Genomic DNA, 21,608 nt, shown 5'->3' on the forward strand with positions numbered 1-21,608 from the left:
TTATTCGTTGAACTGGCGAAGGAAGCGCAGGTCGCCTTCGTAGAACTGGCGCAGGTCGTTGACCCCGTAGCGCAACATGGTCAGGCGCTCGAGGCCTGAGCCGAACGCGAAGCCGATGTAGCGCTCGGGATCGAGACCGAAGTTGCGAACCACTTGCGGATGCACCTGGCCTGAACCGGAAATTTCCAGCCAGCGCCCGCGGTTGGGGCCGGACGTGAACATCATGTCGATTTCGGCCGAGGGCTCGGTAAACGGGAAGAACGACGGCCGGAACCGCACGACCAGGTCGTCGCTTTCGAAGAACCGCCGCAGGAAATCGGTGTAGACGCCTTTCAGGTCGGCGAAAGAGATATCTTCGGCGATCCAGAGCCCTTCGACCTGATGAAACATGGGCGAATGGGTGGCGTCGCTGTCGACGCGGTACGTGCGTCCGGGTGCGATCACCTTGATGGGCGGCTTGTGCATGCGCGCATAGCGCACCTGCATGGGGCTGGTGTGCGTGCGCAGCAGCAGCGGCAAGCCGTCACCGTCTTGCAGGTCGACGTAGAACGTGTCCTGCATGGAACGCGCGGGGTGATCCAGCGGATTGTTCAGCGCGGTGAAGTTGGTCCAGTCGTTTTCGATTTCGGGGCCGTCGGCCACGTCGAAACCGATGGAACGAAAGATTTCCTCGACGCGCTCCCAGCTGCGCGCCACAGGATGTATGCCGCCCGGCGCGCGGCCGCGGCCCGGCAGGGTGACATCAATGGTTTCCGCCGCCAGACGGGCATCGAGCTCGGCCTGCGCCAGCTCGGAGCGGCGCTGGTTCAGCAGCGCCTCGATCTGTTGCTTGGCCTGATTGATGCGGGCGCCCATTTCGCGCTTCTGCTCGGGCTCGAGCTTGCCGAGCCCCTTGAGCAGCGTGGTCAGCGCGCCTTCTTTGCCCAGGAAGCGCGCCTTGGCGTTCTCGAGCGCGGCGGCGTCGGTGGCCGCGGCAAAGCGTTGTTGGGCCTGGGAAACCAGGTCGTCAGCCAGTAGAGTCATGGATTCACAGCCTAAAAACAACGCCCCCACGCCACGCCTTGCCTGCAAGCCCGAAGGCCGTCTTGCCTGGGGGCGGCCCGGCAAAACGCAAACGGGGCCTACAGCCCCGTTTGCAGCGATGCGCGATGCGATGCGCGATCAGGCAGACAGCGCCGCCTTGGCCTGCTGCACGATCGCGGCAAAGCCGGCCTTGTCGCGAACGGCCAGGTCGGCCAGCACCTTGCGGTCGAGCTCGATCGAGGCCTTCTTGAGGCCGGCGATGAACACGCTGTAGCTCATGCCCTGCTCACGCACGGCGGCGTTGATGCGGGTGATCCACAGGGCGCGGAAGGTGCGCTTCTTGTTGCGGCGATCGCGATAGGCGTATTGCCCGGCGCGCATGACCGCCTGTTTGGCGATGCGGAATACATTGCCACGGCGGCCACGGTAACCCTTGGCGGCGGCAATGACTTTCTTGTGACGGGCACGGGCGGTAACACCACGTTTAACGCGAGGCATAGTGGATCTCCTTTATCAAGCGAAAGGCATCATGGCCTTGACGGAGGCCACGTTGGTTTCATGAACCGCCGCCGAACCGCGCAGTTGACGCTTGTTCTTGGTGGTCTTCTTGGTCAGGATGTGGCGCTTGAAAGCCTGGCCACGCTTGATGGATCCGCTGCCGCGAACCTTAAAGCGCTTGGACGCGCTTTTCTTGGTCTTCATCTTGGGCATGATGATTCCTACATTGTTGATGATTACATGAACCTCAGGTGCTTGCACGAAGGCAAGACTTGCCGAACCCGGGCCCACTTCTGGGGGTGCCTCGATCCGCATGCGGCTTGCGGGCGTGGCCTGCACGGCCGTGCGCCCCGGCCAGAACCATGCCGTTCCGACCAGCAAGACCACGATAGCGGTCAAAGCGTACTTCACCCGGCTTGCATGACTGGCAAACCAGGAAAAGCCCTTGATTATAAGGTGATTTCGAGATTTTTGTCGAATCGAGCCCCCGGCTAGCGCAAGGTGCAGCGATACTGCAGGGCCTCGGCCACATGGCGCGGCAGAATTCGCGGCTTCGCGTCAAGGTCGGCCACCGTACGAGCCACCCGCAATGCCCGGTGTGCCGCGCGCGCCGAGCCGTGCAGGCGTTGCATGGCCTGCTGCAACAGGTTGCGCCCATCGGCCTCCAGCACACAGAAATCCTCTAGCGCGGCGCCGTGCAGCCCGGCATTGGGACCGCCCTGGCGCTGTTGCTGCAGCGCGCGGCAATGGGCCACCCGCGCACGCACCGCCTCGGACGGTTCGCCGGGGGGCGCCTCCAGCCAGTCGGGCGCCGCGGCCGGCAGCTCGATCGCCAGGTCCAGCCGATCGAATAGCGGCCCGGAAATCTTGCCCAGGTAGCGGGCCACCTGGTCAGGCGTGCACCGGCAGGCACGCGCCGGATGCCCTCGCCAGCCACACGGACAGGGATTCATGGCCGCTATCAGTTGGAAGCGCGCAGGATACTGCACCGTGTGCCGCGCGCGGGCGATCGCCACCCTGCCCGTCTCGAGCGGTTCGCGCAGTGATTCCAGGGCGCGCCGGTCGAATTCGGGCAGCTCGTCGAGGAACAGCACCCCGTTGTGCGCCAGGCTGACCTCGCCCGGGCGCGGCCGCGCCCCACCGCCGATCAGGGCGGCGGCGGTGGCGCCATGGTGCGGCGCCCGGAAAGGCGGGTGACCCTGCAGCGCCGGCGCCACCCCGGCCGGAGCGGCTAGCCCTGCCAGGGCGGCCGCCTCCAGCGCCTGTGTCCGCGACAGCGGGGGCAGCAATCCGGGAAGCCGCTGCGCCAGCATGCTCTTGCCCGCCCCGGGCGGACCCACCATGAGCAGGCTGTGCCCGCCCGCGGCGGCGACTTCGAGCGCGCGGCGCGCCATGCTCTGGCCTCGCACGTCAGCCAGGCAGGGCAAGGGCTCGGCGGCGGGCCACTCCCCCGGCTGCGCCTGCGGCAAGGCCGTCGCGCCGGTCAGGTGCGCCACGACGTCGGCCAGCGTTCCGGCTGCCAGCACTCGCAAGCCGGGGACCCAGGCGGCCACCGCCGCGCTGGCACCGGGAAGCACCAGCATCGCGCCGGGCTGCTCGCGCGCCACGGCCAAGGCCAACGGCAATGGCGTGCCGACAGGCACCAGGGCGCCGGTCAGCGACAACTCGCCTGCCAGGACGAAGTCCTGCAGGCCGGAGGGCGCCAGACCACCCGCCGGGCCGGGCACCGCTACCTGGCCTGACGCCAGCAACACCCCCACCGCAATCGGCAAGTCGAAACGCGCCGACGCCTTTGGAAGATCGGCCGGAGAGAGGTTGACCGTGATGCGGCCGTTCGGAAATTCGAACCCACTGTTGACAATCGCCGCCCGGACCCGCTCGCGGCTTTCGCGCACTTCGGTGTCCGGCAGACCAACGACCGTGAACGCGGGCAGGCCCGGACCCAGGTGGGTCTCGACCCGCACGGCGGGCGCCTCGGCGCCCGCCAGGGCACGGCTGGAGAGTATGGAAAGCGTCATGGCGGCCCCCCTTTCCGGGAAAACCGCCAGTATGCGAGTCAGGCCGCCGCGCGGCAGTGCCGGCGCGACCCGAATGTCACGCCCGCCTAACCCGCGTCAGGCTTGCTTTCCATCGCCGCGACGCGCAGTTCCAACTGGCGCACCTGAGCGTCGAGCTGGTCGACCCGCTCGCGGGCGCGCGCCAGCAAGTCGGCCTGCACATCGAATTCTTCGCGCGTGACCAGGTCCATCCTGGTGAACGCCTGCCCCATCATGGCCTTGACATTGCGTTCCAGATCGGCGGCCGGGCTGCGTGCGATCAGGTCAGACAGGTTCTTCTGGAGATCTTCGAGCCATTGCGTGCGGTTCATGACATCCTCGCATTCATGTTCAGTGCGTACAGTGTAGGCGAACGTGTAGGCGAACGCCCCCGCACGCCGGCGTCGGCCGGGCAAAAAAATGGGCGGGCCGCACGCGGCACCGCCTCAAAGCACAGGAGAAAACCGAATCGCCATCTGGCGACTCCCAGAAGCAATCACACCCTGAGGTGCTGGCCGCAACCGATGCGGCATGAGTTGATTCTTGCTGAGGCCGGCCCGACCCACAAGCGCCGCATGTAATCCGGCGTTTCAATGCCGACGACACATCTGTGTCGAATTGCGGGCCAATTCTGACGTAATTCGGGCCGTCGATCGGCGGCAAAGCGCGCCGGACAAGGCTGTCGGCCCGCCTTGCCGGCGCCTCGCTTCCGGCTTGCCTGTCGGGCAAGGCGGCCGGAGGGGCAGCAATTCGATACAACACAAAGGTAGGACGAATATTTTGTTGCAGGACGCCCCGCCGCGGTGCCATGCACCGCCATGGGGCAATCATGCACGCCGACGCGCACCGATATGGAGCGCCTGCGGACTCACCCGAGTGGCCCTGCCCCTACGGCCACGGCAGAAGGTCAGGCACCGACTTGGCATGGATGTTGCTTGATTGGGCTTGCCTGAGTGCAACCACGAGAGGAATTGCCATGAAACTCATCATCGCCATCATCAAGCCCTTCAAGCTCGACGAAGTGCGGGTGGCTCTGTCCGGTATCGGCGTCCAGGGCCTGACCGTGACGGAAGTCAAAGGCTTCGGCCGCCAGAAGGGCCATACCGAACTTTACCGGGGAGCGGAATACGCCGTTGATTTCCTGCCCAAGCTGCGCGTCGAGGCCGCCGTGCCTGACCACCTGGTCGATCAGGTCATCGACGTCATCGAGCAGGCCGCCCGTACCGGCAAGATCGGGGACGGAAAGATTTTTACCGCGCCCCTGGAGCAGGTGATCCGGATCCGGACCGGAGAGTCCGGCGAGGCCGCGCTGTAACCACAACGATAAAGAAAATGCATTGGAGCCTGAAAAATGGATAAAGCGGATATCTCCTGGTTGCTTGTTTCCACCCTGCTGGTGTTGATGATGGCCGTGCCCGGCCTGGCGTTGTTCTACGGCGGCCTGGTGCGCAGCAAGAACGTGCTGTCCGTATTGCTGCAGGTGCTGTGCACCTTCGCGCTGGGCGTGGTCCTGTGGTTTGCCTACGGCTATTCCCTGGCCTTTACGGAAGGCAATGCCTTCTTCGGCGGCCTGTCGCGCACCTTCTTCTCGGGCATGTTCACGCCCGCCGACGGCTCGTTCGCCATGTCGGGCACCCTGACGGAACTGCTGTTCGCCTCGTTCCAGGCTACGTTCGCGGGGATCACCTGCGCACTCATCGTCGGCAGTTTTGCCGAGCGCGCCCGCTTCTCGGCCGTGTTGGTGTTCACGGTGATCTGGTTCACCTTTGCCTACGTGCCCATCGCGCACATGGTCTGGTTCGCGTCCGACACCGCGCCTGGCCTGCTCAACGCCCGCGGCGCGCTCGATTTCGCCGGCGGCACCGTGGTGCACATCAACGCCGGTGTGGCCGGCCTGGTGGGCGCCTATGTGGTCGGCAAGCGCCTGGGCTATGGCCGTGAAGCGATGCAGCCGCACAACCTGCCGATGACTTTCATCGGCGCGGCCCTGCTGTGGGTGGGCTGGTTCGGCTTCAACGCCGGCTCGGCCCTGGCCGCCGACGGTGGCGCCACCCTCGCCTTTTTCAACACCATGATCGCCACGGCAGGCGCCGTGCTGGCCTGGCTGTTCACCGAATGGGCCGTGAAAGGTAAACCGTCGATGCTGGGCGCCGCGTCGGGCGCCATCGCCGGCCTGGTCGGCATCACGCCCGCAGCCGGCCTGGTGGGCCCTGGCGGCGCGCTGATCATCGGCATTGCCGCGGGTGTGGTCTGCGTATGGGGTGTCAACGGCCTCAAGCGCATGCTGCGCGCCGACGACGCGCTGGATGTGTTCGGCGTGCACGGTGTGGGCGGCATTGTGGGTGCGCTGCTCACGGGCGTGTTCAACGCCCAGGTCCTGGGCGGCCCCGGCCTGGCCGATGCTGGTGAAATACTGGGCCAGGTATGGGTGCAGCTCGAAGGCGTGCTGCTGACGATCGTATGGTCGGGCGTCGTGGCCTGGGTTGCCTACAAGATCGCCAATGCTCTCTGCGGCCTGCGTGTGCCTGAAGACCAGGAACGCGAAGGACTGGACGTCACCAGCCACGGCGAATCGGCGTACCACAGCTGATCGACCTGTACGGCTGCAAGGCCCGGTGTCCGACCGCCCCGCGCGGCAGGCCACCGGGCCTTGTCCATTGAGGAACGTGCCACTGCCGGAGTTCGGGGGCACCCGGCACCTGGGGTGCGCTCAAGCGGCACGCAGTGACAACCCTGCCCGCCGCCGCGGCAGCATGGGGATGTGTCGCCATTGCGGCGCATGTCGGCAGCCGGCCGGGAACGCGCCATGGACTCGCGCCAGGCCCCGGCTCGGGGCGCGGCTCAGGCGGGATCTTCGACTTCGCCCAGGTAGGCGGCCCGCACCTTGGGATTGGTGAGCAGCTTGCCCGCCGGGCCGGAAAGCGTGAGCGATCCGGACTCCATCACATAGCCGCGATGGCTGTGCTCGAGCGCCAGCTTGGCGTTCTGCTCGATGAGCAGGATGGTGACCCCTTCGGCGGCCACCGTACGTACCACCTCGAACACTTTTTCCACCATCAATGGCGCCAGCCCCATGGAAGGCTCGTCCAGTAGCAGCAATTTGGGTCGGGCGATCATCGCGCGCCCCATCGCCACCATTTGCTGCTCGCCGCCCGACAGGGTGCCGGCGGCCTGCTTGCGCCGCTCGGCCAGGCGCGGAAACAGCGTAAATACGCGCTCGGTATCCCGACGCACCTGCGCGGTGTCACGCCGCACGTAGGCCCCCATGGCAAGGTTCTCTTCGATGGTCAGCTGACCAAAAATGCCGCGGCCTTCGGGAACCATGACGAGGCCGCGCCGCACGAGCTCGAATGACTTGCATCCGTTGATGCGCTGCCCGTCATAGGTGATGTCGCCCCCAGACGGCGGCACCAGCCCGCAGATCGCCCGCAGCGTAGTGCTTTTGCCCGCGCCGTTGGCTCCGATCAGGCAGACCAGCTCGCCCGCGTCGACACGCAGGTCGATGCCGCGCACCGCGCGTATACCGCCGTAGGCCACCGCCAGGCCGCGCAATTCAAGTAAAGGTTGGGAGACACTCATGTTGCCGCTCGCTCTGCTTGGGCGGGCGCATCGTGGGCCGCGCCCGCGCCCAGATAGGCCTCGATCACTTTGGGATCGCGCTGCACCTGGGCAGGCTTGCCCATGGCCAGCACCTTGCCATATTCCAGCACCAGCACGCGGTCGCACAGCCCCATCACCAGCTTCATATCGTGTTCGATGAGCAGCACCGTAATGCCGTCGCTACGGATCTTTTCGATGAGCTGGCGCAGCACCAGGGTTTCAGAGGCGTTCATGCCGGCGGCGGGCTCGTCCAGCGCCAGCAGCTTGGGTTCGGTGGCCAGCGCGCGTGCGATCTCCAGCCGCCGCTGATCGCCATACGGAAGCGAACGCGCCACGTCATTCGCGCGCGATCCGATGCCCACATAATCGAGCAGCTCGTGCGCGCGACGTTCGATGGCGGCCTCTTCGGCGCGCTCGGCGCGGGTACGCAATATGGCACCCAGCACGCTGGCGCTCGTACGCGCGTGACGGCCTATCATGACATTCTCGATGGCGCTCAGGTTGGCGAACAGACGGATGTTCTGGAAAGTGCGGGCCAGCCCGGCCTGAGCCACCTCATGGGGCTTGAGCCCCGTCAGGGGCGCGCCGTCGAACGTGCAGCGCCCTTCTTCGGGGATATACAGGCCGGTCAGCACATTGAACAGCGTGGTCTTGCCCGCACCGTTGGGGCCGATCAGCCCATAGATCTCGCCCCGGCGTATGTCGAAACTGACGTCACTCAGCGCGCGCAGTCCGCCAAAACGCTTGCCCAGCCCCTCGGCGTGAAGTATCGCGTTCATGCCTGGCCTCCGGTATGGCCGGCCAGCTCGCGCTTGCGCACGGCCGAGGGCCAGAGCCCTGCCGGACGGAACAGCATGACGCACACCATGGCAAGGCCGAACAGCAGCATGCGTATGCCTTCGGGGTCAAGCACCACTTCGCCGAACACCATTCTCTGCACCGGTTCGACCACCGCGCGCAGGAATTCCGGCAGCGCGGCGAGCAAGATGGCGCCCAGGATGACACCCGGGATGTTGCCCATGCCGCCCAGCACGACCATGCAGAGCACTGATATCGATTCGGTGAGACTGAAACTTTCCGGGCTGACGAACCCCTGCATCGAAGCAAACAGCGAACCCGCCACGCCGCCGAAGGACGCGCCCATGGCGAACGCCAGCAGCTTCACGTTGCGGGTATTGATGCCCATGGCCTTGGCCGCGACCTCGTCCTCGCGCACGGCTTCCCATGCGCGGCCGATGCGCGAATTCTGCAGGCGCACGCACACCAGCACGATGAGCAGCGTCAGCCCCAGCAGCAGGTAGTAATACTTCTCGGGGCCGGTCACACGGATGCCCATCAGCGATTCGGTGCGACCGAACATGAATTCGCCGACCTTGAAGCCGTCGATGCGGTTGATGCCCTGCGGCCCGTTGGTGATGTTCACGGGCGCATTGAGGTTGTTCAGGAAGATGCGGATGATCTCGCCGAACCCCAGCGTGACAATGGCCAGGTAATCGCCCCGCAGTTTCAGCGTAGGCGCGCCCAGCAGCACGCCGAACAGGCAGGCCAGCGCCAGACTGATGGGCAGTATGGCCCAGAACGGCAGGTGCAGGCCGAAATGTGGCGAGGCCAGCAGAGCCCAGGTATAGGCGCCCACGGCGTAGAACGCGATGTAGCCCAGGTCGAGCAGGCCGGCGAATCCCACCACGATGTTCAGGCCCAGGGCCAGCATCACGTACAGCAACGCGAAATTGAGGATGCGCACCCAGCTCTGCCCGGCCATGCCCAGCACAAATGGCAACACCGCCAGCACGACGCCGATCAGAATCACGCCGGCGAGCGCACGAGGCGACATGCCCTGTTTTCTGAGTATGGCGTTCATGCACGGTCTCCCACGCGTTCACCCAGCAGGCCCGACGGCCGGAACACCAGTACCAGCACCAGCACCACGAAGGCGAACACATCCTGGTAGTGGCTGCCCAGGAAGCCGCCGGTGAGATCCCCGATGTAGCCGGCACCGAGCGATTCGATGATGCCAAGCAACAGGCCACCGGCCATTGCCCCCACCAGATTGCCGATGCCGCCCAGCACGGCCGCCGTGAACGCTTTCAAGCCAAGCATGAAGCCCATCGTGTACTGCGCGACACCGTAGTAGGTGGTGACCATCATGCCCGCCACTGCGGCCAGCGCCGAGCCGATCAGGAACGCCGCCGAGATGACGGTATTGATGTTCACGCCCATCAGGCCGGCCACCTCGCGGTTCTGCGCCGTGGCCCGCATGGCAGTACCCAGCCGCGTTTTGTGCACGACCGCCAGCAGCGCCCCCATGATCAGCGCCGCGATCAGCACAATGGCCATCTGCAGCGAACTCATGCGCGCGCCGGCCAGCTCATAGACTTCGGGCTGCAGCACCTGCGGAAAATTCAGATAGTTGCGGCCCCACACCATCATGGCCACGTTCTGCAGGATGATCGAAACACCTATGGCGGTGATGAGCGCGGCCAGACGCGGCGCGCGGCGCAGCGGGCGGTAGGCCAGGCGTTCTGTCGTCCAGCCCACGCCCATGCACAGAGGCACCGACACGAGCAGCCCGAGGCCCAGCACCGCGAACGCCGACACAGTGGGATCGCCCCCCACCAGGGCCGCGGCGAGCATGGTTGCCGCCATGGCCCCGATCATGACGACATCGCCATGCGCGAAATTGATCAGTCCGATGATGCCGTACACCATCGTGTAGCCCAGCGCCACCAGCGCGTAGACGCTGCCCAGCGTCAGGCCGTTAATAAGTTGTTGTATGAAGATATCCATAAGGCCCGCGCATTACAGGTGCATACCGAAGAGAAGATCGTGGGGCCGGCCAAGGCGGCCCCTCCAGATAACGGGCCGCGGAGGTCGGGCCGTGCAGGTCGGGCCGCGCAGGTCGGGCCGCGGAGGTGAGCCGCGCAGTCGGGCGGCATGTCACATGCATGCCGCCCGGCCACGCGCGCCGGGGCCGCACTGGCCGGATCACGCGGGCCGCCCGCGAGCGAGCCAGGCGCGCCGGCCGTGATTCCGGCCCTGGCCCCGTGGCACATGACCAGTGAGGCAGCCATCCGGCGGCGCGGGCGCAATACGCTCGCACAGGGCCGCTCGGCTCAGTTCGCCTGGCTCACCATCGTTTCGACCATTTCCCACTTGCCATTCTTCACTTCATAGATCGTGACCGAAATTTCTTTCAGGTCGCCCTTGGCGTCGTAGGCAATGTGCTCGCTGGTGGCGCCCTTGCGCTGCAGCTGGGCCAGCTTGGGCAGATAGTCGGAAGGATCGGCGGAGTCGGCTTGCTCGATGGCGGTGATCATGTTCCACGCACCGTCGTAGGCATAAGGCGCATACACGCCGGGCGCCTTCTTGAAGCGGGCTTCATACCGCTGCGCGAAGTCTTTGCCAGCCGCCATTTTCTCGAGCGGCACACCCGCCAGCGACGCATAGGTGCCGTCGGCGGCATCGCCGGCAAGCTTGATGAAGGTGTCGCTGCGCGTCATTTCGCCGGAGACCAGCGGTGCCTGCAGCCCAAGCCGCACCAGCTGGCGCTTCATGGGCCCCGACTGGGCATCAAGGCCGCCGTAGAAAATGGCGTCGGGGTTCGCCGCCTTGATGTTGGTAAGGATCGACGTGAAATCGTTGGCTTTGTCGGTGGTGTACTCGCGCCGCACGATTTCGCCGCCCGCCTTCTTCACGGCTTTTTCGACCTCGTCGGCCAGGCCCTGGCCGTAGGCCGTGCGATCGTCGATGATGGCGATCTTCTTGGCCTTGAGTTTCTCGACGATGAATTGACCCACCGCAGCACCCTGCTGGGTGTCGCTGGTCATCATGCGGAACGTCGTGTCATAGCCCTGGTTGGTGTATTCGGGCGAGGTCGCCATGGCAATCTGCGGCAACCCGGCTTCGTTGTACACACGCGAGGCCGGGATGGTGGTGCCGGAATTGAAGTGGCCCAGAATTCCGTCGACGTCTTCATCCACCAGTTGCTGAGCCACCTGCACGGCTGTGCGCGGGTCGGCCTGGTCGTCGCGGGACACCAGCACGAATCGTGCTGTCTCGCCGTCGATCTTGATGCCCTTCTGGTTGGCCTCTTCCAGCGCCAGCGTCAAGCCGTTCTGCATGTCTTCGCCGTAGTGCGATTGAGGCCCGGTAAGCGGCGCGGCGAAACCGAACTTGATGTCTTCGGCGTGCACGGCGCCGCTGATGCAGGCGGCAGCCAGAGCGGCCAGCAAGGCCGTGCGGGAAAATGCGCGTTTCATGATGAACCCTCCTGTGTGAATGGGGTAATACATGGCCCGTGCGCTCGTGGCGCAAGAGCCTTGTCATTGTCGACCTGTCTATGCTCGGGCGGTAAGCCCTACTCCGCCGGATCGGCGGACCTGCAAAAGTTGCACCGGATTTTCGATCAGGTGCAACCTGACACGCTATTGGCGATAACCCGCGTACAACCGACTTTTCATTTCGCGCATTGATTCCCTCGCGCTACCCGATGGACATCAGGCTGGCATTGCCTCCTGCCGCCGCAGTGTTGACGCTGACGGACCGCTCGGCAAGCAATTGCTCCTGTACGTAGGCCGCGCCGCTCGCCACCGCGTCTGACGTGAGGCCCTGGACGGTCAGAATCGGACCGCCACGCTCGGCAATGCGCTGGTTCCACGCCCGCAGCGCGTCGCCGTCGCCCTCGAACAACACGGCATGGAACTCGACCGCGTCGACCCCGGCGTCAGCCACCAGGCTCGCCGCGGCCTGAGCCCCCGCCCAGTCCCGCCAGGACCGTGCCGCCGGCGTGTCCAGGAACAGTGCTGCGTTGCCCGTGGCCTGCACGGCCGCATATTGGGCGCGTACGCCAGCTTCGGTAGCGGCGATGCACAGCACGGTGCCGCGAGGCATCAAGGTGTAGGTGTTCTGCTCGCCCGTGGGGCCTGGCAGCGCAAGAGCGCGCGGCAAGGGATCCGGCCCGGCCACGCTTGCCGGCAGCCCGGTCGGACGGGTGGCCAGCAGGCGGTACAGATACAGCGGGCCACCCGCCTTCGGCCCGGTGCCCGAGAGGCCCTCGCCTCCGAAGGGCTGCACGCCCACCACGGCGCCCACGATATTGCGGTTGACATACATGTTGCCGGCATGCACGCGCTGCGTCACGCAACCTATGGTCTCGTCGATGCGGCTGTGTACCCCGAAGGTCAGTCCATATCCCGTGGCGTTGATCTGATCCAGCACCTGGTCCAGTTCGGTGCGCGCATAGCGCAGCACATGCAGCACGGGGCCGAACACCTCGCGCTTCAGTTCACTGATGCTTCCGATCTCGATCAGCGTGGGAGGCACGAAAGTGCCGTGACGGCAGGCCGGGTCGAGCTCGACCTGGTCGACGCGATGGCCGGCGGCACGCATGGTGTCGATGTGCTGCAGGATGCTTTCCCGCGCTTCGGCGTCGATGACCGGGCCGACGTCGGTGCTGAGGTGATCGGGGTTGCCGACTCGCAGTTCACGCATGGCGCCACGAAGCATCTCGAGCACGTGGTCGGCGCTGTCTTCCTGCAGGCACAGTACGCGCAGCGCCGAACAGCGCTGTCCCGCCGAATCATAGGCAGAATCCAGTACATCGAACACCACCTGCTCGGCCAGCGCGGAGGAGTCCACCACCATCGCATTCTGCCCCCCGGTCTCGGCGATCAGGGGGATGGTGTGGCCGCGGTCATCGAGCCTGCCGGCCAGCGTGCGCGCGATCAGGCGCGCCACGTCAGTCGAGCCCGTGAACATCACCCCGTCGATCGCCGGGTGCGCGACCAGCTGCGCACCCACGGTTTCGCCACGCCCGGGCAGCAGTTGCACGGCGCCGGCCGGCACGCCTGCCTCGCGCAATATCTGTATGGCCTGCGCGGCGATCAGGCACGTCTGTTCAGCCGGCTTGGCAATGACGGTGTTGCCCGCCACGAGGGCCGCGGCCACCTGGCCTGTGAAAATCGCCAGCGGGAAATTCCAGGGGCTGATGCACAGCACCGTGCCCAGCGGCCGATGGGTGTCGTTGCTGAACTCGCGCTCGGCCTGGTCGGCGTAATAACGCAGGAAATCCACGGCTTCCCGCACTTCGGCGATGGCGTTGGGCAGGGACTTGCCCGCTTCGCGGACAATCAGGCCCAGCAGCGGCTGCATGCCTTCTTCGAGCAGTTGCGCGGCGCGGCGCAGGCATTGCGCGCGCTCCCCCACCGGGGTCGACTGCCAGATCGGCGCTGCATTGTCGGCAGCCTGCACGGCGGCCCGAACATCATCGGCCCCGGCCTCGATCACATGACCCACCACATCGCGATGATCAGCCGGATTGCGCACCTCTACGGCACGTTCGGCGTCCCAGCAGGCCTCGCCTTCTCCCAACAGCGGCAAAGCCTGCCACGGCGTGGCGGCACTGGCCAGCAACGACGCCGCCAGGGAGCCCAGGCGATGTTCGTTGGTCAGGTCGAGGCCGGCCGAATTGGCGCGCGCGCCACTGCCCGGAGGGCCATATAGGTCGCGCGGCAAGGGAATCTTTTCGTGCGGAGCGCCCAGGGGCGAGATGCGCGACGCCAACTCGACAGGGTCCGCGACCAGCTCGTCCACTGAAATGCTTTCGTCGCCGATCAGGTTTACGAACGACGTGTTGGCGCCGTTTTCGAGCAGGCGGCGCACCAGGTAGGCCAGCAGCGTTTCATGGGTGCCCACCGGAGCATAAATGCGGCACGGGCGGTTGAGTTTGTTCTGCGCGACCGGTCCCACGACTTCTTCGTACAACGGTTCGCCCATACCGTGCAGGCACTGGAACTCGTATTGCCCCGGATAGTAGTTCTGGCCGGCCAGGTGATATACCGCCGACAAGGTATAGGCATTGTGTGTCGCGAACTGCGGATACACCGCTTCGGGCGCGCCCAGCAGCTTGCGTGCGCATGCCAGGTAGGCCACGTCGGTATATACCTTGCGCGTATAGACCGGATAACCTTCCAGACCGTCGACCTGGGCGCGCTTGATCTCGCTGTCCCAGTATGCGCCTTTGACCAGACGCACCATGATGCGGTGACGGCTGCGGCGCGCCAGGTCAATTACATAATCGATGACGAACGGCGCACGCTTCTGGTAGGCCTGCACCACGAAGCCGATGCCGTTCCAGCCCTCCAGTTCGGGCGCCAGGCACAATGCCTCGAGCAGGTCCAGCGATATCTCCAGGCGGTCGGCCTCTTCGGCGTCGATGTTCAAGCCGATGTCGTAACTGCGGGCGAGCACCGTCAACGCTTTCACGCGCGGCAGCAGCTCGGTCATGACACGGTCGCGCTGCGCGCGCGAATAAGTAGGATGCAGCGCCGACAGCTTGATGGAAATGCCCGGGCCCTCGTAAATGCCGCGGCCGGCCGCCGACTTGCCGATGGCGTGAATGGCCTGTTCGTACGACGCGTAGTAGCGGTCCGCATCGGCGCTGGTGGTAGCGGCCTCGCCCAGCATGTCGTACGAATAGCGAAAGCCCTTGGCCTCGAGCTTGCGGTTGTTGGCCAGCGCTTCGGAAATCGACTGGCCCGAGACGAATTGCTCGCCCATCATGCGCATGGCCAGGTTCACCCCCTTGCGCACCAGGGGCTCACCGCCCTTGCCGATCAGGCGCGTCAGGGCCTTGGAGAGCGACTGCTCGCTGTTCACCGCCACCAACTTGCCCGTGAGCATCAGCCCCCAGGTGGCGGCGTTGACGAACAGCGACTGGGACCCGCCCATGTGCGAGCGCCAGTCGCCCCGCGAAATCTTGTCACGGATGAGGGCGTCCCGCGTGGCGCTGTCGGGAATGCGCAGCAGGGCTTCCGCCAGACACATCAGCGCGACGCCTTCCTGGCTCGACAGCGAAAACTCGTGAATCAGCCCTTCGACGCCGCCGCCTCGGCCCTTGTCGCGCAGGGTGCGCACCAGCCGCGCGGCCATGGCATGGATCTTCTCGGGCTGCGGCATACGCGCCTGGCCCAGTAACAGCGGCACGCATTCCGGCTCGGGCCGCCGATACGCAGCCGTAATGGCGGCGCGCAACACCGACTGCGGTTGCACATCCTGGCCGAACTCGAAGAATGGCGGCGTGGTCGGCGGTCCGACAGCATCGTGGCTTTCCGCGTCGCCCTCTTCCTGCGACAAATGCGAAATCTCGGCCGGCAAGTGCCCCCGTTCGATTTTCTCTAGATAAGCCAGCAACGCCTGCTTGTGCAGCCAATGTGGCGTACAGCTCAATTTTTGCGCCGCGGCTTTCAGGCGGTCGCGCAAGGTGTCATCCACCTTGACGCCCAGTGTCGTGCTGGCCATGATGTATCGGATCCTTGACTCGGTGATTACAGCGCGGCGCCGTAGTCAGGCCTGGCCGGACGCAGGTGTCGCGCATTACAGTTTGCCACGCGAGGGCGCGGCGGTACAACCGAATACTAAGGAAGATACAACCCGGTTTATATAATGGTTAACCTTTAAGGGTTTACCCTAATCACGTGCAACCGAGTAGTGCGACCTGCCCATTCGGGGCGGTGGCCCGCTGCCCTTGAGCCTGGACCGCCGAAGCAATGGTGTCGGCTAGCAGAGCCACCGCGCCCTGCTGGGCCTGGACCAGCGCGGCGACCCCGGCCCCGACTGGCGCAACTTCGACCGCGCTGCGGCAGACCAGCGTCCGTCCCTTCTTGTGGTTCACCGGTCGCACCCGCCAGGTGGCATCCAGCCGTGCCGGCCCTTGCGCCACCATGTCGAAGCGCTGCACGTCAACCTGCACGCGCCAGACGGGCGTGCCGCTGACGGGCTGCAGCGTCTGGACGTTCAGCGCGCCCAACTTGCGGGTCAGCGCGTCGGACAAGGCGCTGCCGATTTCATCGGCCAAGGGAGCGCTCCAGCGATGTGAATACAGGGGGATGAGTTCGCCCTCTCCGTCGCGCTCGCGCAACATGATCTGGGGCTGGTCGGCCTGCAGGGGCACGGACACGGGGGTGATCTCGATCTGGAAATCGACTGGGGCGACAGGCGCCGGCTGGCTCTGAACGGCCGGTTGCAGCGTATAGAACTGGGCAGGCGGCGATGTGCCGCATGCGGCCAGCAGCGCCGAAGCAGCCAAGAGAAGCGGAAGGCGTCGGGAATTTCGCATTGATCAGTTCCTGGGTGCGCCGGGCAGCTGATCCGGACCACGACCGCGGATCAGGGCCTGGGGATTGGCCTGCAGGTAATCAGCCAGGGCGCGCAACGAGCGCGCCGCACGGCCCAGCTCCTGCATGGCGCGTTCGGCATTCACCGGCAAGCTGGCATCGTTGGCCAGCAACTGGTTGATGTTGTCCAGCGACTGGCGCGCCGCGCGCAGCGTGGCGCGCGCCTCGGGCGCCAGGCTCTTGTCCAGATTGTTCATCAGCTTCGAAGCGCTGGACAGGGTGCTGCGCAAGTCGCGGCCGATTTCCTCGAACGGAATCTTATCGATCTTGGCGACGATATTGGTCAGTTGCTGCTGCAACTGCTCGAGATTGCCGGGCACCGTGGGAATCATGATCGGGTCGGTCATCTTGAAGTCCACCGGCGCGGCCTTGGGGAAATGCTCCATCACGATGTACAACTGCCCGGTCAGCAAGTTGGCGGTGCGCAGCTGTGCGCGCAGGCCATGCTTGATCATCGATGCCAGCAGTTTGCCTTCAGTGTTGTCGCCGTCGCGTATCGCCCTTTCATGCACGCGGTCGTAGACCGGACCGAGGCGCTCGGGGTACAGCGCCGCATCGACGACGGCGAAGAATCGCTTGGTGTTGGAATCGTAGTCGACAGTGACGTGAGTGACCTCGCCCAGCGCGATACCCTGGAAATCGATGGTGGCGCCCGCACTCAGTCCGCGCACCGACTGATCGAAGCGCATGCGGATGGGCACCGGGTCGCCGTCGGGGTTGGCCTTCGCTTCGCTTTCGCTGGGGTAGAGCTGGAACGCCGTTCCCGCCTTGGCCTGCTCGGTATCACTGAGGTTGACTGGAGCAAAAGCCACGCCGCCCAGCGCCAGCGACACCAGGGATTGCGTATGCAGCTTCAGGCCATTGCCGTCGACCGACAAGTCGACCCCACTGGCATTCCAGAAACGTGTTCCTTCTGTGACGAACTTGTCGTTGGGAGCGTCGACGAACACTTCGACGTTGACCGTTTTACCGCTGTCGTCAAGCTTGTAGCCGATGACTCGGCCGACGTTGATGCGCCGGAAATAGACTGGCGAACCGATATCCAGCGAGCCCAGATCGTGCGCCTTCAGCATGAAGCGCTTGCCGTCACGATCATGGGTGACGGCCGGAGGCGTTTCCAGCCCGACAAAGTCGAACTTGGTGGCGGTGGTTGCAGCGCCGGCGCCGTCCACGGCATCTACGCCGATGTAGGCACCCGACAACAGCGTGCCAAGGCCCGACACTCCGCTGATGCCCAGCCGCGGGCGCACCACCCAGAAGTTGGTGCCTTCGGTGGCCAGGCCGGCGGCCTCTTTGACCAGTTGCGCCTTGACGATGACTTTGGAGCGGTCTTTGTTGAATCGGATCGTCTCGACCGTGCCAACCACCACGTCTTTGTAGCGCACCTGCGTCCGGCCCACCTCGATGCCCTCCGCAGTATTGAACTCGATCGAGACTTCCGGGCCCACGGCCATCCAGGTGCGCACCACCAGCGACAAGCCCGCCAGCAATGCCACAACGGGCACAAGCCATATCCAGGGAATCCGGCGCTGCTTCTTGCGCGCCACTTCCGGGACATCGATGCCATCTTCGGCAGGTGAACGCGTGTCGTCGGCCATATGGGAATGTGGTTCTTGTTGGTGGGGCTATGCCGTGTTGGGTCCGCCGGCGCAGGCCTGCCGGCCGCCGCCCTGAGACTGCCCGGCACCCGGCCGGGCGCGGTCCCAGGCGAGCCGCGGGTCGAAGCTCATGGCCGCGAGCATGGTCAGTATGACGACCAGCCCGAATGCCCCGGCCGCGGGGCCGGCGGAAATCTCGAGAACGCCCCGGAAATCCGCCAGCGCCGACAACAATATCACGACGAAGACATCGAGCATCGACCACTGCCCGATGAACTCGATCATTTCATACAGGCGCGTACGAGGTCGCAGGTTGAGCACACTGCCCCATTGAACCGCGCAGGCCAGCACGACCAACGCGAGAATCTTGGTCAGGGGCACCACGACGCTGGCCACGAAGACAATCAGGGCGATGTCCCACGATCCGGTTTCCCAGAGTTCGACCACGCCGCCCAGGATCGTATGACCGCTGTTGCCCAGGAATATCGAACTGATGTTCATGATGGGCAGGACGTTGGCGGGCACGTACAGCACGATGGCGGCTGCAAGCAAGGCCCAGGTGCGCGCCAGGCTATTCGGCTTGCGGTAGTGCAGCAAGGCGTGGCAACGCACGCACCGCGCATGGACAGGCCGATGCGGATCGGGAACCATGCCCTGAACCTGGCCGCAGGCATGGCAGCCCGCCAGCGCATGACCAGTCTTGCGGCTTGGCTCATTGGCCGGCACCACGCCAGCCTGCTCGACGAGCCGCCAGATCATGTGGGGCGACAGCCGGTCCAGCATGGTCAACAACACCGTCAGTGCGCCAAACGCATAAAGCCCCGGAGCGGGCCCGACTTTGGCCATGCCGGCCAGTTTGACGACTGAAACCACCACCCCCAGCAGGAAAACCGGCACCATGCACCACGGCCGTGCCAGGCCCAGCATGCGTACAAACAGGCGCAGGCCCCGAGGCTCGCGGCCGGCGGCCAGTGGCCACAACAGCCATATCAGCAGGCATATCTGAACCAGCGGCAGCAGGAATCCCGCCAGGCCGGTCATGACGGCGGTGGCAATGTACCCGTGCTGCCAGGTCATGACCACGGCATCGAGCATCGACGCTTCGCGCTCCATGCCGCGTACCGACATGGTCACCACGGGATAGGCGTTGGCCACCACGAACGTGATCAAGGCGGCCAACGCCAGCGCCAGCCACCCGGACGCCGTGATGCGGCTATAGCGCCACAGCACGGTGCCGCAACGCGGGCAAGACGCAGTCTCGCCCGGCTGCAACTGGTGGCGCCTGAAGATGTTGGCGCAATGTTCGCACGAGATCAGAGGCTCGCGGATCAAAGTCAATCGACCAGCTCGACTTCCTGCTTGTCTGGCGCACCGGAATCCGGCGATTTGCCTGCGCCATCGAAGCTCAGCCGTACCTTGCCTGCATCGTCGAGTTCGACAGTGACCGTGCCGCCATCGGCCAGCTTGCCGAACAGAAGTTCGTCGGCCAGCGCACGGCGGATGGTGTCCTGGATGAGGCGCTGCATCGGCCTCGCCCCCATCAGCGGATCGAAGCCTTCTTTCGCCAGGTGCTCGCGCAACGCATCGGTGAACACGACTTCTACGCGTCGTTCGTGCAACTGGTCTTCGAGCTGCATGAGGAACTTGTCGACCACGCGCAGGATGATCTCGCGAGACAGCGGCGCAAAAGGGATGATCGCATCGAGCCGGTTGCGGAACTCCGGCGTGAACATGCGCCGGATTTCGGCCATTTCGTCGCCGACAATGCGTGTATTCGAGAACCCGATGGCCGGACGGTTGAGGGTCTCGGCGCCGGCGTTGGTCGTCATGATGATGATGACGTTGCGGAAATCGGCCTTGCGTCCGTTGTTGTCGGTCAGGGTGCCGTGGTCCATGACCTGCAGCAGGATGTTGAAGACGTCCGGATGCGCTTTCTCGATTTCATCGAGCAGCAGCACGCAATGCGGCTGCTTGGTGATGGCTTCAGTGAGCAGGCCGCCCTGGTCGAATCCCACGTACCCCGGCGGCGCGCCGATCAGGCGCGACACCGCATGGCGTTCCATGTATTCGGACATGTCGAAGCGCAGCAGCTCGACACCCATGGTGAATGCCAACTGGCGCGCCACTTCGGTCTTGCCCACGCCGGTCGGACCGGAAAACAGGAACGAGCCGATGGGACGATCGGGCTTGCCCAGGCCCGAGCGCGCCATCTTGATGGCGGCAGCGAGGGCCTCGATGGCGTCGTCCTGGCCGAACACCACGGTTTTCAGGTCGCGCTCGAGCGTGGCCAGCTTGCTGCGGTCGTCGTTCGAGACCGACTGCGGCGGAATGCGCGCGATCTTCGACACGATGTTCTCGATGTCGATCTTGCCGATGACTTTTTTCTGGCGCGAGCGGGGCAACAGACGTTGCGCGGCCCCCGCTTCATCAATGACGTCAATGGCCTTGTCGGGCAGATGGCGGTCGTTGATGTAGCGCGCCGACAGTTCGGCTGCGGCGCTGAGCGCCGCCGCCGAATAGCGCACGTTGTGATGCTCTTCGAAACGGCTTTTCAGACCACGCAGGATCTGGACGGTCTGCTCGACGCTGGGCTCGGAGACATCGATTTTCTGGAACCGCCGCGACAGGGCATGATCTTTTTCGAAGACCCCGCGGAACTCGGTGTAGGTGGTGGCGCCGATGCACTTGAGCTGGCCGGACGACAGGGCCGGCTTCAGCAGATTGGATGCGTCGAGCGTGCCCCCCGAGGCCGAACCGGCACCGATCAGCGTGTGGATTTCATCGATGAACAGGATGGAATCGGGATTGCCGCGGATCTGCTTGAGCACACCCTTGAGCCGCTGTTCGAAATCTCCGCGGTACTTGGTGCCCGCCAGCAGGGCGCCCATGTCGAGCGCATAGACATGCGCGCCCTGGAGGATCTCGGGCACCTCGCCACGGGTGATGCGCCAGGCCAGGCCTTCTGCGATGGCAGTCTTGCCCACGCCCGCTTCTCCCACCAGCAGCGGGTTGTTCTTGCGGCGGCGGCACAACACCTGGATGACGCGCTCGACCTCGTGTTCACGGCCGATGAGCGGATCGATGCGGCCGGCCAGCGCGGCGGCGTTCAGGTCGTTGGCATATTGGTCCAGCGGCGACTGGCGCGACTCGGCCGGTTCGTCGAGCCCCGGTTGCTCTTTGGGCGCGGCCGCCGGATCCTCCTGGGGCTGCTTGGTGATGCCATGCGAAAGGAAATTGACGACATCCAGGCGCGTGACGCCCTGCTGCTGCAGGTAGTACACCGCATGAGAGTCCTTTTCGCCGAAGATGGCCACCAGCACGTTGGCGCCGGTGACGGGCTTCTTGCCCGTGCCGCCCGCCGATACGTGCATGATCGCGCGCTGGATCACACGCTGGAACCCGAGCGTGGGCTGCGTGTCGACTTCGGCGCCGGTAGGGATGACCGGCGTGTTCTCGGACACGAACTGACGCAGATTACGGCGCAAGTCATCCAGATTGGCCGCGCAGGCACGCAGGACTTCTACGGCCGACGCGTTGTCGAGCAGCGACAGAAGCAGATGCTCGACGGTGATGAATTCATGCCGGGCCGAACGGGCCTCGACAAAAGCCATATGCAGGCTGACTTCAAGTTCTTGGGAAATCACGCTTCCTCCGTAACGCATCGAAGCGGTCGAAATACA

At 65.1% G+C, this 21,608-nt stretch carries 17 protein-coding genes; 2 read left to right on the forward strand and 15 right to left on the reverse strand.

The annotated features are described in order from the left end of the window. The 5 genes from pheS to ACV17W_RS04055 form a co-directional block, all read right to left on the reverse strand. On the reverse strand, positions 1-1,023 hold the full coding sequence (gene pheS / locus ACV17W_RS04035; protein ID WP_462595169.1) for a phenylalanine--tRNA ligase subunit alpha: 1,023 nt from the start codon (positions 1,021-1,023) through the stop codon (positions 1-3). Between the two features lie 138 nt (positions 1,024-1,161). Further along, the gene (gene rplT, locus ACV17W_RS04040) at positions 1,162-1,521 is read right to left on the reverse strand and encodes a 50S ribosomal protein L20 (protein WP_026637986.1); all 360 of its coding nucleotides are present in this window, start codon (positions 1,519-1,521) and stop codon (positions 1,162-1,164) included. A 15-nt stretch (positions 1,522-1,536) separates the two neighbouring features. Next, positions 1,537-1,734 carry a 50S ribosomal protein L35 gene (rpmI, locus tag ACV17W_RS04045; RefSeq protein WP_066659711.1) on the reverse strand — a complete coding sequence of 66 codons (198 nt, stop codon included), beginning with the start codon at positions 1,732-1,734 and terminating at the stop codon, positions 1,537-1,539. Positions 1,735-2,012: 278 nt separating this feature from the next. Beyond that, positions 2,013-3,539, reverse strand: coding sequence for a YifB family Mg chelatase-like AAA ATPase (locus tag ACV17W_RS04050; protein ID WP_462595170.1), 1,527 nt, complete (start codon positions 3,537-3,539; stop codon positions 2,013-2,015). Positions 3,540-3,625: 86 nt separating this feature from the next. After that, entirely contained in the window at positions 3,626-3,889 is a 264-nt protein-coding gene (locus ACV17W_RS04055; RefSeq protein ID WP_462595171.1) for an accessory factor UbiK family protein, read from the reverse strand. 644 nt (positions 3,890-4,533) lie between these two features. Between ACV17W_RS04055 and glnK the strand changes: the two genes are divergently transcribed. Beyond that, positions 4,534-4,872 (forward strand): P-II family nitrogen regulator, encoded by a 339-nt coding sequence (gene glnK, locus ACV17W_RS04060; RefSeq protein WP_012249555.1) that lies wholly within the window; start codon positions 4,534-4,536, stop codon positions 4,870-4,872. A gap of 36 nt (positions 4,873-4,908) precedes the next feature. After that, on the forward strand, positions 4,909-6,147 hold the full coding sequence (gene amt / locus ACV17W_RS04065; RefSeq protein WP_462595172.1) for an ammonium transporter: 1,239 nt from the start codon (positions 4,909-4,911) through the stop codon (positions 6,145-6,147). A 251-nt stretch (positions 6,148-6,398) separates the two neighbouring features. On the opposite strand, the gene ACV17W_RS04070 is transcribed toward amt, so the two are convergent. From ACV17W_RS04070 to clpA, 10 genes are all read right to left on the reverse strand, one after another. Then, positions 6,399-7,136, reverse strand: coding sequence for an ABC transporter ATP-binding protein (locus tag ACV17W_RS04070; RefSeq protein ID WP_462595173.1), 738 nt, complete (start codon positions 7,134-7,136; stop codon positions 6,399-6,401). Continuing rightward, positions 7,133-7,936, reverse strand: coding sequence for an ABC transporter ATP-binding protein (locus tag ACV17W_RS04075; protein ID WP_462595174.1), 804 nt, complete (start codon positions 7,934-7,936; stop codon positions 7,133-7,135). Before ACV17W_RS04075 ends, ACV17W_RS04070 begins: the two co-directional genes overlap by 4 nt. Beyond that, positions 7,933-9,018 carry an ABC transporter permease subunit gene (locus tag ACV17W_RS04080; RefSeq protein ID WP_462595175.1) on the reverse strand — a complete coding sequence of 362 codons (1,086 nt, stop codon included), beginning with the start codon at positions 9,016-9,018 and terminating at the stop codon, positions 7,933-7,935. The genes ACV17W_RS04075 and ACV17W_RS04080 overlap by 4 nt, the downstream gene beginning before the upstream one ends. Further along, positions 9,015-9,944, reverse strand: a complete 930-nt coding sequence (locus tag ACV17W_RS04085; RefSeq protein ID WP_462595176.1) for a branched-chain amino acid ABC transporter permease — start codon at positions 9,942-9,944, stop codon at positions 9,015-9,017. The genes ACV17W_RS04080 and ACV17W_RS04085 overlap by 4 nt, the downstream gene beginning before the upstream one ends. A 326-nt stretch (positions 9,945-10,270) precedes the next feature. Next, positions 10,271-11,416 (reverse strand): branched-chain amino acid ABC transporter substrate-binding protein, encoded by a 1,146-nt coding sequence (locus tag ACV17W_RS04090; protein WP_462595177.1) that lies wholly within the window; start codon positions 11,414-11,416, stop codon positions 10,271-10,273. A gap of 223 nt (positions 11,417-11,639) precedes the next feature. Continuing rightward, the gene (gene putA / locus ACV17W_RS04095; protein WP_462595178.1) at positions 11,640-15,455 is read right to left on the reverse strand and encodes a trifunctional transcriptional regulator/proline dehydrogenase/L-glutamate gamma-semialdehyde dehydrogenase; all 3,816 of its coding nucleotides are present in this window, start codon (positions 15,453-15,455) and stop codon (positions 11,640-11,642) included. 172 nt (positions 15,456-15,627) lie between these two features. Beyond that, a complete protein-coding gene (locus tag ACV17W_RS04100) occupies positions 15,628-16,272 on the reverse strand; it encodes a PqiC family protein (protein ID WP_462595179.1) in 645 nt (214 codons plus the stop codon). A gap of 3 nt (positions 16,273-16,275) precedes the next feature. Beyond that, positions 16,276-17,928: a PqiB family protein gene (locus tag ACV17W_RS04105; RefSeq protein WP_462595180.1), complete on the reverse strand. Its 1,653-nt coding sequence runs from the start codon at positions 17,926-17,928 to the stop codon at positions 16,276-16,278. 27 nt (positions 17,929-17,955) lie between these two features. Next, positions 17,956-19,266, reverse strand: a complete 1,311-nt coding sequence (locus ACV17W_RS04110; protein ID WP_462595181.1) for a paraquat-inducible protein A — start codon at positions 19,264-19,266, stop codon at positions 17,956-17,958. Then, positions 19,263-21,590 (reverse strand): ATP-dependent Clp protease ATP-binding subunit ClpA, encoded by a 2,328-nt coding sequence (gene clpA / locus ACV17W_RS04115; protein WP_462595182.1) that lies wholly within the window; start codon positions 21,588-21,590, stop codon positions 19,263-19,265. Before clpA ends, ACV17W_RS04110 begins: the two co-directional genes overlap by 4 nt. Between the last annotated feature and the right edge of the window lie 18 nt (positions 21,591-21,608).

It is taken from the genome of Bordetella sp. MIP270_01_BMS, from assembly GCF_054958705.1.